The sequence below is a fragment of the Collinsella sp. AM13-34 genome (assembly GCF_003473055.1).
Lineage (GTDB): Bacteria > Actinomycetota > Coriobacteriia > Coriobacteriales > Coriobacteriaceae > Collinsella.
Window position 1 is genome coordinate 112,367 of record NZ_QRLE01000002.1, and the last position, 12,519, is coordinate 124,885.

A 12,519-nucleotide genomic window follows, 5' to 3' on the forward strand; every position below is an offset into this window, starting at 1 on the left:
CACGAGAATAGTCGAAATTGAAAATCAAATTTACGTTAAAACGTTTTAAAGAATAAAATAGCAGCTAAATCCGTATATAAGTCGATACTTTAAACTACCGGTTTGCTTCAATGAGCTTTTCAAGCCTCAAAACTCGATGGTAGAGGGCCGACTTCGACAAGGGAGGGTCAGCCATCTCACCTAAATCACGCAGCGACAGATCGGGATAGCGCTCGCGCAGGTCGCAAAAGACCGCCAAGGCATCCGGAAGCGCATCGCGAAGGCCGCGCTGCTCGAGCTCATCGATAAGCGCAAGCTGATGTTGGGCAGCACCGGCGCTTCTGGTCTGGTTGGCGAGCTCGGCGTTCACGCGACGGTTCACATCGTTCTTAACCAACTTGACCGCGCGCGCCTCCTCAATCTCGGCAACGCTGCGCTTGGCACCAATCAGCTTTAATAGATGCTCGATTTCCTCGGCGCTCTTAATGTACACGGCATATGACCCCCGCCGTGCATTAACACGAGCATGGACCCCAATCTGCCCCAACAGGTCGCAAAGCCCCTTAGCATATTGCTCGCCCTGCACCGCGATCTCCAAATGAAAATCGCCGCGTGGATCGGCCACGAAGCCGCCCGCGATGAGCGCGCCGCGGATGTAGGCAAGCCTGCAGCAGGGACGGGCAACGATGTGTCGGGGAACACCAGCGACGAGCCCTCCCCTGCGGTCTAGAATGCCCAGCAGCACCAGAGCCTTGTCCAGGTCGGGTTGATCGGGCAGGGTAATGAGATAGTTACGGACCTTATGCAAGACCGATTTACGAACGGTGAATTCCGTTTTGAGCTTAAGAATGCGATGCGTCAGCGTGATCATCGTGCGCGCGACGGCTCCCGTCTCGGTCGCGACCGTCAAACGATACCGCCCGGAGCCGGCCAACGAAAGCGTACCGCTCACACGCGTCAGGGCGGCAAGCGTCGACAAATCGCAGTATTCACATTCGGGTTCGCAGCGCGCAAGCTCGTCACGCACCTCGGCGGTAAACGACATGCAGGCCTATGCCTTCGTGTTGGCGCGCGACAGGTCGCGGTGGGAGATGCTCACGTGATACTGGGCGCCTTCCAGGTAACGGGCCGTGGCCTCGGCGATGGCGACGCTACGGTGCTGTCCGCCCGTGCAGCCGATGGCGATAGAAAGCTGCGGCTTACCCTCCGCGATATAGCCCGGCATCACCGTATCGAGCAGCTGCGTCCAGGCCTTCCAGAACTCCTGGGTCTTGGGATGGTCCAGAACAAAGTCGGAGACCTTTTTATCGAGACCGGTCATGGTGCGCATCTCGGGATCGTAGAACGGATTGGGCAGGAAGCGAACGTCGATCATAATGTCCGCCTCGACGGGCATACCGTGCTTAAAGCCAAACGAGAACACGTGAACGTCCATGAGCTGCTGGTCGGACAACTCGGAGAACGCCATGCGCAATTTGTTGCGCAGCGCAGAGGTGCGTAGGCGGCTCGTGTCGATAATCATATCGGCTCGATCGCGCACACCCTGCAGCTGCAGGCGCTCGCGCTGAATCGCATCGGCCGTAGTCTCCCCCGGCTTGGCAATGGGATGACGGCGGCGATTTTCGCTGTAGCGACGAATCAGTACCTCGTCAGAAGCCTCCAGGAACACGATGTCGCAGCTCATCTCGCGCTCTTCGAGCGCGGCGACCGCATCGAGCAGCTCATCGAACAAGCCCTGGCTACGCAAATCGCAGGTGACGGCGAGATGCCTGCCCACGCCCGTATTAATGCCGACGAGCTCGGCAAGCTGGGCGATCAGACGCGGAGGCAGGTTATCGATGCAAAAATAGCCCATGTCCTCGAACACGTGCATGGCCTGCGTGCGGCCCGATCCGGACATTCCGGTGATGATGACGATATCGGGGATGCGCTCCGAGCGCTCCGCCGCATCCATGGCATCTCCCTTTTGCATGTGCTGCCTCCCGAAAACAAGCACGGGACCCAGCAACCCGGATCCCGCGCGGTCAATTGCCTTTATTGAGTATACCGCCCCGAGCGGATACGAGGCCTGTCTTACGCCTCAAGCGCAGCCTTGAACCAACTTGTAATACTCGTGGGGTGCGTGATGGCGGTGCCGACGACAACGGCCCAGGCGCCAGCATCGATCGCGGCGCGAGCCTCCTCGGGCGTATGCACGCGACCCTCGCAAATGATGGGAAGGCCGGGGAATTCCTCGGTCGCCTGACGCAGGAGCGGCAGGTCGGGGCCATCGGCCATGGTGCAGTCGATGGCGGCGACACCGTGAGAGAGCGTGGTAGATACCAGGTCGAAGCCCATATCAACCGCACGGCGAATGTCCTCGATGGTGGCACAATCCGCCATCAGGAGCACACCCTCCTCGTGCAGCGGACGGAAGGTATCCTCGACCGTCTTGCCATCGGGGCGCGGACGATCGGTGGCATCGATCGCCACGATATCGGCACCAGCAGCAACGCAGGCGCGGGCGTGACGCAGCGTCGGCGTGATGTAAACGCCCTCGTGTCCATCCTTCCATAGGCCAATAACAGGAACCTCACAGCGACCCTTAATGGCGGCAATGTCGGCAAGGCCCTGGCAGCGAATGGCGGCGGCGCCGCCGAGTTCGCAAGCGCGAGACATTTGAGCCATGGTCTCGGGCGTACGAAGCGGCTCGCCCATATACGCCTGAACGCTCACGACGAGCTTTCCCTTCAGGGATTGAATCAAAGGATCAACGGTCATGTGCGACTCAACCTTTCTCAAAACAGCCTTCTGAGACACCGCACCTTGACGTTCAAACCGTCGCTCGCGTACCGAAGTACGCTTCGCTCCTCTTTCACGTCAATCTGCGGCACCTCAGAAGGCGCACTTGGTAGTTATGTTTACTTCAACGACGCAAGAAGGTGTTCGGCGGCACCGATAAGCGGCGCGTCGCCCTCCAGAGAACCGATGAGGATCGGCGTGTCCTGAAGCGGGTCGAGCGCCTGGCTGGCATAGCCCTCGTGCACCGAGTCCTTCCACGTCTGCGAACGCCAATCGGGACCCTGATGAATTACGCCGCCCGAAAGCACGATGACCTCTGGATCCAGAATATTGGCAAGCGAGCCCAAGCTGGCGCCCAGCGCAAAGCCGGCGTCATGGATGACCTCGGTCGCCTTTGCGTCGCCAGCACGACACAGGTCGTTCACATCGCGACCGACCGAAGGACGGCTGGGGTCGACGCGGCCAAAACGCTCATCGTACATTCGACCAATGGAAGTGCCCGAAGCAACCGACTCCAGATGGCCGGAACGCCCGCAGGCGCAGGGAATGCCGGCGGCAGCCGAGCACTCGATGTGGCCCATATGGCCGGCAGCACCATGGAAGCCCTGCATCACGCGGCCGTTCTCGACATATGCGCCGCCGATGCCCGTGCCGATGCCAAGACACAAGACGGAGAACTTGCCCTTGCCGACGCCCCAGTGGGCCTCGCCCAGAGCATGAGCCTGCACGTCGCCTACGACGGCAACGGGAAGACCGAGGTCCTCGCGCAGACGCGGCCCCAACTGAACGCCGGACCAGCCGGGCATGATCTCATTGGCATACGCGATGGCGCCCGTCTTGGGATCGACGACGCCGGCGGCACCGATACCGACGCCAAGGACCTCGACATCGGGATTCGACTCGAGAGCAGCCTTGATGGACGCCTCGATACGCTGGAATACGGCCTCGCCGCCCTCCTGGGCCTCGGTAGGAACCTCGGCCTCAAAAACGGGATGGGGCACGCTGCCGTCAGCCGGGTACTCCATGATGGCAGTCGCGATCTTAGTTCCGCCGATATCGACAGAGCAGACGTACTTGTTCTCCATGTCGCTCTCCTTAGGAGATAAAAAACAACTACAGGAAATGCGCCGTCAGGCTAGCCGTCACAGCGCGGTAAAGGTTTTCCAGGTGCCCGAAATCGCCGAGAAACCGTGTGGCCATTGACCTAATGGGTCATGGCCGCACGGTTGAGGCGCGAGGTTGGGCGCCTGGGAAAGCACTACAGCAGACCGTTGTCCTGAAGGACCTTCTTAATCGCCTCGACGTTCTCGCCGGTCATGGCCTTCACCGGGCGCGGCATGGTCGGGCTGTCGAAGATGCCCATGAGGTTCATAGCAGTCTTGAAGGCGCCAACGCCACCGGCATAGCCCTGGACGCCAGAGGTGACATCCCAGATGTGCGAAATCTCATTGAGGCGATCCTGCTCGGCCTTGACGGTAGCCCAGTCACCAGCCTGGGCGGCCTTCCACTGACGCACGTAGCCCTCGGGCTCAACGTTGGCGAGACCCGGGACGGAACCGTCGGCGCCACCGAGGTAGGCGCCGTCGACAACAACCTCATGACCGGTGAGGATGCTCATCGGATGTCCGTTCTTCTCGTTCTCCTGAACGAGGTAGCGGAACGAGATGTCATCACCCGAGGAATCCTTGACGCCGGCCAGAACGCCCTCGGCGCCGAGCTTGGCAAGGAGCTTCCAGGGGAGCTTGGTGTGGACGCACACGGGGATGTCGTAGGCGAAGATGGGCAGGTCGAGTTCCTCATGCAGGATGCGGAAGTGCTCCTCGACCTCGGTCATGCCCTGCAGAGCATAGAACGGGCAGGTGGCGACAAGCGCATCGGCGCCCAGCTCCTGAGCGACCTTGCCGTGCTCGATCATGCGCTCGGTCTCGGTGTCGATGATGCCGACCAGAACGGGAACGCGGTGGTCGACGATACGGACGGCCTCGGCGATGATCTGACGGCGACGCTCGTCGGTGGAGAAGACAACCTCGCCCGAGGAGCCCAGGAAGAACAAGCCATCGACGCCGGCATCGATCATGCGGTTGATGCTGCGCTCAAAGGAGGCAACATCGAGCTGGTGGTCTTCGGTATCGGGAACAACGACGGGAGGGATAACGCCGGTGAATTTCTGAGTTGCCACAAGAATCTCCTTAGCTGTCTGGCGGGCAGCCCTATGCCGCCCACTCTTGTTGGCAGTGTCCAGGCCGTCTAGGCCAAAGAACACGGGTAGAACGTTTGGTTAAAGAAGTCGACGACTTTGTTTTCGAACGCATTGATGCGCTCGTGAGCGTATTTTGCATAGATGATATGCCTCCGGTCACACTCAAGACCGTTGAATACGGCAAACTGATCCTTGGGATCGCTCACGGTATCCATAAGCGATGTGCCCATGAGCACCGATCCGCGCACCCGAGACGACAGCGCCTCGAGGCCGCCAGGAAGCGGATTGGCAACCGCCGTGCAGGCGAGGCCCCGCTCGTCCAGAGCAGAAACCGCCAGCGCGACTCCGCCGCCAAGGCCCTCGCCCCATGCAAAGATGCGGTCGGGGTCCACGCCATCAAGATTGCGCGCCACCTTCGCCATCGCGCAACCCCAACGGACGCGCTTGACAAAAGCAGGAGAGGCAATCCCCTGCTGCAGCTCGCTGGATCCAATCGCCTCATCGTCCAGCGCAAGCACGGCATATCCCATGGCCGCAAACCTCGTCATGTGATGCCATCCCCGCACGGGTCGGTCGATGTCGTGAAACATCAGACATAGCGGCACAAGCTCGGATGCTCGGGCGCGACCGGCAGGCTCAATCAAGCGTGCGTGGACCACATCGCCACCAAGCTCAAAGGAAACCTCGGAGTAGCGGGCATACGGATTGGCGAAATCGATCACCGTAATACTCGGCCCGCAAACCTCAAGGTCCGAAGCGGCTATCTCTAATTCGGAAACATCCGCAGAAGCATCACCGCGCCAATCCCGGAAATCAGCGAGCCTTGACGAGACCGTTCCGGGAATCCCCACAAGGTCGGAGACAATCAGCTCATTGACATTGCTCTCGCACTTAGACATAAGCCTCCCCTCCCTTGCAGAAAAACGGAATGATCAGATCGTCAAAATCCTGAATCTCCTCGTGGCCAAAGCCTTCAAAGAACTCATGACGCTTTTCACAGGTCAGGTTGTTATAGACCGCAAACTGCGTCGCTGGCGGACAGACGGTATCGGCTGTGCCGGTGCCAAACAGCACGGGGCATTTGACCATAGGGGCAAAGTTCTTGGAATCGAAGTACGCCAGCTTGGCATAGGCTACGTCGATACGAGTCGAGTCCTCGTCAAACCAGCGAGACCAATAGCGCAGGCCCTCGTAGGCAATGTCGTCGGCATCCAAATCCCAGACCAGGCGGAAATCCGACAGGAAGGGATAGAGGATGGCGGCGCGATTGATAAGCTCGCTGTTAAGTGCACAGGTCGCAATGCCCAAACCGCCGCCCTGCGACGCGCCGTTCACAAACACACGGGCAAGATCGATGCCCTCGAGCTCGCGAACGATGCGGCACAGGATGCGAATATCTTGGTGCAAGCGGACATAGTAGAGGTTGGCCGGGTCGCCGTCGATACCGGCGACGATATGGCCCGCGACCGTTGTGCCCTCAAATCCACCAATGTCCTCGGAGGGACCTCCTTGGCCGGGGCAGTCGAGGGCGATGAGTGCCATGCCCATGCCCGCAAACGACGCCTGCTCAAACCAGCTGCGGCTTGCACCCGGATACCCATGGAACTGAAGTACCAATGGCACGGGCTCGTCCGAGACGGGTTTAAGGTACTTGGCATGCAGGCGAGCGCCACACATGCCGGTATACCAGAGGTCGAAAAGCTGGCAGGTCACGGCATCGGTGACCGATGCCGTCTCGATCGCATAGTCAAGCCCGACGGCGTCGGCCTCGGCCATGCGATCCTTCCAAAAGAGATCGAAATCTGATGGACGGGGCATGGCGCCTCGATATTCACCAAATTGCTGTTGCAGCTCCTGAGCACTTGGCATGGCTCGTGAACCCAACCTTTCGAAATCGCAACGGAGGTGCGCCCGGCAAGGGAACCGGGCGCACGGGAGGGAAAGCGAGACTACTCGCCGAGCTTGGGATGCAGCAGCGACGGCGCAGCGCCGAGCAGCATCTTGGTGTAGGGGTCCTGGGGGTGCTGGAAGACCTGCTTGGCCTCGCCCTGCTCGACGATCTTGCCGCCATTCATAACGATGATGTCGTCAGAGATATAGCGGACCGTCTGGATGTCATGGCTGATGAACACCATGGCCAGGCCGAGCTCCTTCTTAAGGTCGGTCAGCAGGTTCAGAATCTGCGCGCGGACCGAAACGTCCAGAGCCGAGGTGGGCTCGTCGGCGATGATGGCATCGGGGTTCAGCGACAGGGCACGGGCAATTGCGACGCGCTGGCGCTGGCCGCCCGAAAGCTGACCGGGAAGAACCTCGGCGGCGGAGCTGGGCAGACCGGTGAGCTCCAGGAGTTCCTTGACGCGCTTCTCCTGTTCGGCCTCGGTGCCCAGATTGTGGACGCGCATGGGATCGAGCAGCTGCTCGCGAACGACCATGCGGGGGTTGAGCGCCGTGGCCGGGTTCTGGAACACGACCGAGATGACGCGACCCATGTGGCGACGGTCCTCGGCGGTACGCTTGGTTACGTCCTTGCCCTTAAAGTAGACCTTGCCGCTCGTGGGGGCCTGCAGGCCGCACATGACGTTGGCGGTGGTGGACTTACCGCAACCGGACTCGCCGACGATGCCGATCGTCTGACCGGGCATGAGCCTAATCGTTACACCCTGGACGGCGTGAACCAGGTTGGGGTGCAGAATCGAGCCGGTACGGGTCCTAAAGGTGACGTGGACGTCATCAAGGAAGATGATCGGCTCGACGCCGTTGACTGCGGTCTCGCTCATCTACATCACCTCCGCGTGAGGGGTCAAACCATTTGCCTTGAGCACCTCGTCGGGGAGCTCGGAATAGAAGTGCTCGGTGCCGGGCACGCGCTTGAAGACCGGACGGGTGTCCAGGCCAATGCGCGGATGGCTCGAGCGGGGCGCGAAGCGATCGCCCTTGGGGAAATCGCGCGGGCTCGGAACGGCGCCGGGCACCTGGTGCAGACGGCCCGAACCGCTCTCGATGGACAGAACGGAGCCCAGAAGACCGCGGGTATACTCGTGGATCGGGTTAGTGAGCAGCTCCTTGGTGGGCGCCTGCTCGATAACCTGACCGGCGTACATAACCGTGATGTTATGGGCGACCTCGGCGACCAGCGCCAGGTCATGCGAGACGAAGATCATGGCAAAGCCGAGCTTGGCCTGAAGGTCGTTGAGCAGCTTGATGACCTGCTTCTGGACGGTAACGTCCAGAGCGGTCGTGGGCTCGTCGCAGATGACCAGCTTGGGGTCGCGGGTAAGGGCCATAGCGATCAGGACACGCTGACGCTGGCCACCGGAAAGCTCATGCGGGTAGCTCTCGAGCGTACGCTTGGGGTCGAGGCCCACGAGCTCCAGGAGTTCCTCGGCGCTGCGGGTGCCGCCGCGCTTGGTGAGCTGCTTCATCTGGGCAGAGATGAGCATGGAGGGGTTGAGCGAGGACAGGGCGTCCTGATAGACCATAGCGATATCGGTACCGCGCAGGCCGAACCACTCCTTCTTGCTCATCTTGAGCAGGTCGCGGCCCTCCCAGAGGACCTCGCCGGAAAGGTGCTCGTCATCGTCGGTCAGGCCCATGATGGCCAGCGTGGTGATGGACTTACCGCAACCGGACTCGCCCACCAGGCCCATGGTCTGACCAGGACGGACGTCAAAGTTGACATGGTCGACGACGTTGATATCGCCGTGATGCTCAAACTGGATGCAGAAATCGCGGACCGAAAGGATCGGTTCGACAGACTCGTCGGGCACATGGCGATCGTCACGCTTGAGCTCGACATCGCGCAGGGCGCCAAGGCGAGCGGAGAGGGACTGGGCCTGCTCCTTGTAGGCGCGAACGGGGTCAGAGACCAGCAGGTCGGCCTCGCGACGCTTGGAGGAATCGGTCGGATCCAGGGCGGCGGAGGGAGCAGCGGCCATGGCGTCGGTAATGCCCTCGGAGAGGATGTTGAGTGCCAGGCAGGTGATCATGATGGCCAGGCCCGGGAACAGCGCCTGCCACCAACGGCCGGCGAGCACGCCGCCGCGGGCGTCGGCGAGGATGTTGCCCCAGGTAGCGGTGGGCTCCTGAATACCAGCGCCGATGAAGGTCAGCGAGGCCTCGAAGATGATGGCGTCGGCGACCAGGGTAACGGTGAAGACCATGATCGGGGCGATGCAGTTACGCAGAACATGCTTGATCAAAATCCACGGAGCCTTGGCGCCGGAAACGATGACCGCGCGGACATAGTCCTCGCCGTACTCGGACACGATGTTGGCGCGCACGATACGGGCAATCTGCGGAGTGTACATAAAGCCGATGGCGAAGATGATCGACGGCACGGAGTTGCCCAGGATGGAGACGAAGACGGCCGCGAGGGCGATGCCCGGGATGGACATGATGATGTCCAAGATACGCATGATCGTCTCGGAGACGGCCTTGCGCGAAACCGCTGCAAGGGCGCCCACGACCGAGCCGCAGACCAGAGCCATAGCAGTGGCGCCAAAGCCGATAATCAGCGAGTAACGACCACCGTAGAGCATACGCGACAGAATGTCGCGACCCTTATCGTCGGTACCGAAGATAAATCCGTTGCCGGGAGCCTGGCGAGCCGTAAAGATCTCGACCGGGCTATAGGGGGCAAGAAGGGGCGCCAGAATCGCAGTCAGGGCGACCAGCACCAGCACGACGGCGGCAATCTTAGAAGACAGCGTCATCTTCTTCCAGCCACCGAGCTTGAGCCCCTTGGAGGCAGCCTTCTCGAGCTGCTCGGTTTGCTTCTCTCGAATCTTTACCATAATCTACACCGTCCTGATGCGCGGGTTGATGAGCAGGTAGAGCATGTCAACCACGATGTTGATGATGATGAAGGCAAGAGCAACGACGATAACGACGCCCTGAACCAGGTTCGCCTCGTTGCCCTGAACGCCCTGCAGAATCGCGGTGCCCATGCCGGGGAGGTTGAAGATAACCTCGATGACGACGGCGCCGCCCATGAGATAACCGATCTTAAGACCGAGGGTGGTGACCGGGGTGATCAGCGCATTGCGAAGAACGTTGATGCCGACGACGACCTTCTCGGGAACGCCGGCACCGCGAGCCATACGGACATAGTCCTTGTCGAGTTCCTCGACCATGGCGGTGCGCACGATACGAGTCATCTGGCCCGTCAGCGGAAATGCCAAGGCGATGGCGGGCATAATCATGCGGCCCAGATAACCAGCCGGATTCGTGGTGAAGTGAGGCAGGGCACCCGATGCCGGGAGGACCTTGAGATAAGAAGAGAACAGCAGGATCAACAGAACGGCAAGCCAGAACGACGGGGTTGCCAGGCCGGCGATGGAAAAGACGCGGATCACTTGGTCCGGCCATTTGTCGCGATACAGTGCCGCGATGACGCCGAGCAAAAACGAAACGACCGCACCGATGGCAAGGCCGATGAAGGTCAGCTGCATCGTGACGGGCAGGGCCGTGGAGATGCGCTTGGCAACGGAGTTGCGAGCAGCACCATAGGTGCCCATGTCGCCATGGATCAAATCGCCCATATAGCGCACGTAGCGCACGGGCCAGGGGTCGTCCAGACCATACTTCTCATGGTACTCGGCAACCGCCTCGGGCGAGGCACCGTCACCCAACGCCGTGTAGGCGGGGTCGGTCTTGGAGAACGACATAAGGAAGAACACCAGGACGGTGACGCCCAATGCCATGATCGGCAGCGCCACAAGACGCCTTCCAATCAAACGTAGCAAGTTGTTCACGTTCTCTCCCCTTTCTTTTGTCGGTAGGACCAACTGGTATATGAGTACGGATACTCATTACAAGACCCGAGCGACATCGAGGTCGCCCGGGTCTTTGTTTCAACTATGAGGACGTTGCCTTACGACCGACGCCCTACATATGACTCAAGCGAGTCTTAGGCCTTGACGGTCGCGACGCCCCTGAAGGACATGCTCGTCGTGCCGATGCCCTTGAAGCCATCGAGGGCCTCGCCGTTGGGCGCGGTGGACGGATCGTCCCAGGAAGCGGAGACGGTCTTAACGTGGACAACGGGGTACAGAACGGCGTTGTCGGCGATGATGTCGAAGCACTCGTTCCACTTCTTCTGCTGCTCGTCGCCCTCGGCGGCAAGAGCCTCGTCCATGAGACCGTGGAGCTTCTCCCACTCAGCGGACTCCTTCCACGGGCAACGGGTCTGCATCCAGACGTTGTCACCGTACCACCAGTTAAGCAGCAGGTCGGGATCAGCGCCGAAGCAGGACGGATCGCCAGGGGCAAGGAGGATATCGTAGGCCTCGCCGCCGTCGATGGCAGCGTAGGTGGCCGGCGAGGTATCGGTCTGGATGGTCACGTCGAAGCCGAGAGCGTCGAGGTCGTTCTTGACCTGGGCGGCCATGCCCTTAATCTGCTCGTTGTCGGTGGTGCGCAGGGTGATGGCACCCGGGGTGATGCCGGACTCCTCAATGAGCTTCTTGGCCTTCTTGGCGTCGGTCTTGTAGACCGTGGAAGCCTCATGATAGTTGGTGAAGCTCTTGGGCAGGTAGCAGCTGGCAGCGGTGGCAAGGCCGGCGAAGGTGTTGCTGACCATCTTCTCGGTGTCGAGCGCGTACATGACGGCCTGACGGACCTTGACGTTGTTCCAAGGCTCCTTGGCAACGTTGAACATAATGAAGCGGGTACCGAAGCCCTGGACGTTGTCGATCTTGCAGCCGGCGCTCTCGAGCTGGTCGACGGCGTCAGCGGTGACGAGCTCCATAACGAGCGTGGAGCCCTCCTGCTGAGCGGTAACGCGAGCGGTGGGGTCGGTCAGGATGCTGTACTGGATCTTCTTATCCTCGGCAGCATACTCACCGTTGTACTCGGGGTTGGGAACCAGGGTGATCTCGGTATCGGAGATAGAGTCGTACATCCAGGGGCCGGAGCCGATCGGCTGCTTGGCGCGATCCTCCTCGGTCTGGGTGGCCGGGGTAACGCGGACGATGGCCAGACGATCCTTGAGCAGGGAGAAGTTGGGGACCTTGGTCTTGACCGTCACGGTGCTGGCGTCCTTGGCCTCGATGGACTCGAAGGGCTGGAAGAACGGAGCATAGGTAGCGGAAGCGGCGCAAGCGGTGTAGGAGGCGACGACATCGTCAGCGGTGACCTCGGTGCCATCGGAGAACTTGGCGCCCTTGCGGATGGTGACCTCGAAGGTGGTGTCGTCCACAGACTTGGGATCGTCGGTGGCGAGCTCTTTGAAGGTGCTGTAGTCGTGGTAATCGATGCCGTAGAGGCCCTCGACGACGTGCCAGTTAGCACCCAGGCCCACAGCGGAGCCGGTGCTGGCGGGATCGAAGCTGGACGGAGCGTAAGCGGAACCAGCGGTGATCACGCCGCCGCCACGGTTGGCGGAATCGGTGGAACCGGAAGCGGAACCCTCGTCGCTAGAGCTGCCACCGCAGCCGGTGAGACCAAGCCCTGCGACAGCAGCGACGCTGCCGGTGAGGCCGAGGAACGAACGCCTGGACATACCCTTGTTGATGATGGCCATGTCTTCTCCTATCAATAGAGAATCTTACCCGGGAGCG

11 protein-coding genes are annotated in these 12,519 nt (G+C 60.8%); all 11 read right to left on the bottom strand.

Features of this window, described 5'->3' with window-relative positions; all coding sequences use genetic code 11:
- Positions 1-94: 94 nt before the first annotated feature.
- On the bottom strand, positions 95-1,024 hold the full coding sequence (gene whiA / locus DW151_RS01240) for a DNA-binding protein WhiA (protein ID WP_099431435.1): 930 nt from the start codon (positions 1,022-1,024) through the stop codon (positions 95-97).
- Positions 1,025-1,030: 6 nt separating this feature from the next.
- On the bottom strand, positions 1,031-1,951 hold the full coding sequence (gene rapZ / locus DW151_RS01245; protein WP_022094878.1) for an RNase adapter RapZ: 921 nt from the start codon (positions 1,949-1,951) through the stop codon (positions 1,031-1,033).
- 101 nt (positions 1,952-2,052) lie between these two features.
- Positions 2,053-2,739, bottom strand: coding sequence for an N-acetylmannosamine-6-phosphate 2-epimerase (locus tag DW151_RS01250; protein WP_022094877.1), 687 nt, complete (start codon positions 2,737-2,739; stop codon positions 2,053-2,055).
- Positions 2,740-2,879: 140 nt separating this feature from the next.
- Positions 2,880-3,845 (bottom strand): ROK family protein, encoded by a 966-nt coding sequence (locus DW151_RS01255; RefSeq protein ID WP_117584276.1) that lies wholly within the window; start codon positions 3,843-3,845, stop codon positions 2,880-2,882.
- Positions 3,846-4,018: 173 nt separating this feature from the next.
- Positions 4,019-4,939, bottom strand: coding sequence for a dihydrodipicolinate synthase family protein (locus tag DW151_RS01260; protein WP_035138887.1), 921 nt, complete (start codon positions 4,937-4,939; stop codon positions 4,019-4,021).
- Between the two features lie 68 nt (positions 4,940-5,007).
- On the bottom strand, positions 5,008-5,859 hold the full coding sequence (locus DW151_RS01265) for an acetylxylan esterase (RefSeq protein WP_117584275.1): 852 nt from the start codon (positions 5,857-5,859) through the stop codon (positions 5,008-5,010).
- Entirely contained in the window at positions 5,852-6,829 is a 978-nt protein-coding gene (locus tag DW151_RS01270) for an acetylxylan esterase (RefSeq protein WP_117584274.1), read from the bottom strand. The genes DW151_RS01265 and DW151_RS01270 overlap by 8 nt, the downstream gene beginning before the upstream one ends.
- Before the next feature lie 80 nt (positions 6,830-6,909).
- Entirely contained in the window at positions 6,910-7,737 is an 828-nt protein-coding gene (locus DW151_RS01275) for an ABC transporter ATP-binding protein (protein WP_089573612.1), read from the bottom strand.
- On the bottom strand, positions 7,738-9,753 hold the full coding sequence (locus DW151_RS01280) for a dipeptide/oligopeptide/nickel ABC transporter permease/ATP-binding protein (protein WP_035138893.1): 2,016 nt from the start codon (positions 9,751-9,753) through the stop codon (positions 7,738-7,740). It abuts the gene before it with no gap.
- A gap of 3 nt (positions 9,754-9,756) precedes the next feature.
- Positions 9,757-10,713, bottom strand: a complete 957-nt coding sequence (locus tag DW151_RS01285; RefSeq protein ID WP_055251823.1) for an ABC transporter permease — start codon at positions 10,711-10,713, stop codon at positions 9,757-9,759.
- A gap of 155 nt (positions 10,714-10,868) precedes the next feature.
- The gene (locus tag DW151_RS01290; RefSeq protein WP_118334074.1) at positions 10,869-12,482 is read right to left on the bottom strand and encodes an ABC transporter substrate-binding protein; all 1,614 of its coding nucleotides are present in this window, start codon (positions 12,480-12,482) and stop codon (positions 10,869-10,871) included.
- Positions 12,483-12,519 lie beyond the last annotated feature (37 nt).

What these genes read in the sequence shown, in the direction of transcription:
- whiA (WP_099431435.1), bottom strand. Translation starts at nt 1,024, where the DNA reads ATGTCGTTTACCGCCGAGGTGCGTGACGAGCTTGCGCGCTGCGAACCC.
- rapZ (WP_022094878.1), bottom strand. Translation starts at nt 1,951, where the DNA reads ATGCAAAAGGGAGATGCCATGGATGCGGCGGAGCGCTCGGAGCGCATC.
- DW151_RS01250 (WP_022094877.1), bottom strand. Translation starts at nt 2,739, where the DNA reads ATGACCGTTGATCCTTTGATTCAATCCCTGAAGGGAAAGCTCGTCGTG.
- DW151_RS01255 (WP_117584276.1), bottom strand. Translation starts at nt 3,845, where the DNA reads ATGGAGAACAAGTACGTCTGCTCTGTCGATATCGGCGGAACTAAGATC.
- DW151_RS01265 (WP_117584275.1), bottom strand. Translation starts at nt 5,859, where the DNA reads ATGTCTAAGTGCGAGAGCAATGTCAATGAGCTGATTGTCTCCGACCTT.
- DW151_RS01270 (WP_117584274.1), bottom strand. Translation starts at nt 6,829, where the DNA reads ATGCCAAGTGCTCAGGAGCTGCAACAGCAATTTGGTGAATATCGAGGC.
- DW151_RS01275 (WP_089573612.1), bottom strand. Translation starts at nt 7,737, where the DNA reads ATGAGCGAGACCGCAGTCAACGGCGTCGAGCCGATCATCTTCCTTGAT.
- DW151_RS01280 (WP_035138893.1), bottom strand. Translation starts at nt 9,753, where the DNA reads ATGGTAAAGATTCGAGAGAAGCAAACCGAGCAGCTCGAGAAGGCTGCC.
- DW151_RS01290 (WP_118334074.1), bottom strand. Translation starts at nt 12,482, where the DNA reads ATGGCCATCATCAACAAGGGTATGTCCAGGCGTTCGTTCCTCGGCCTC.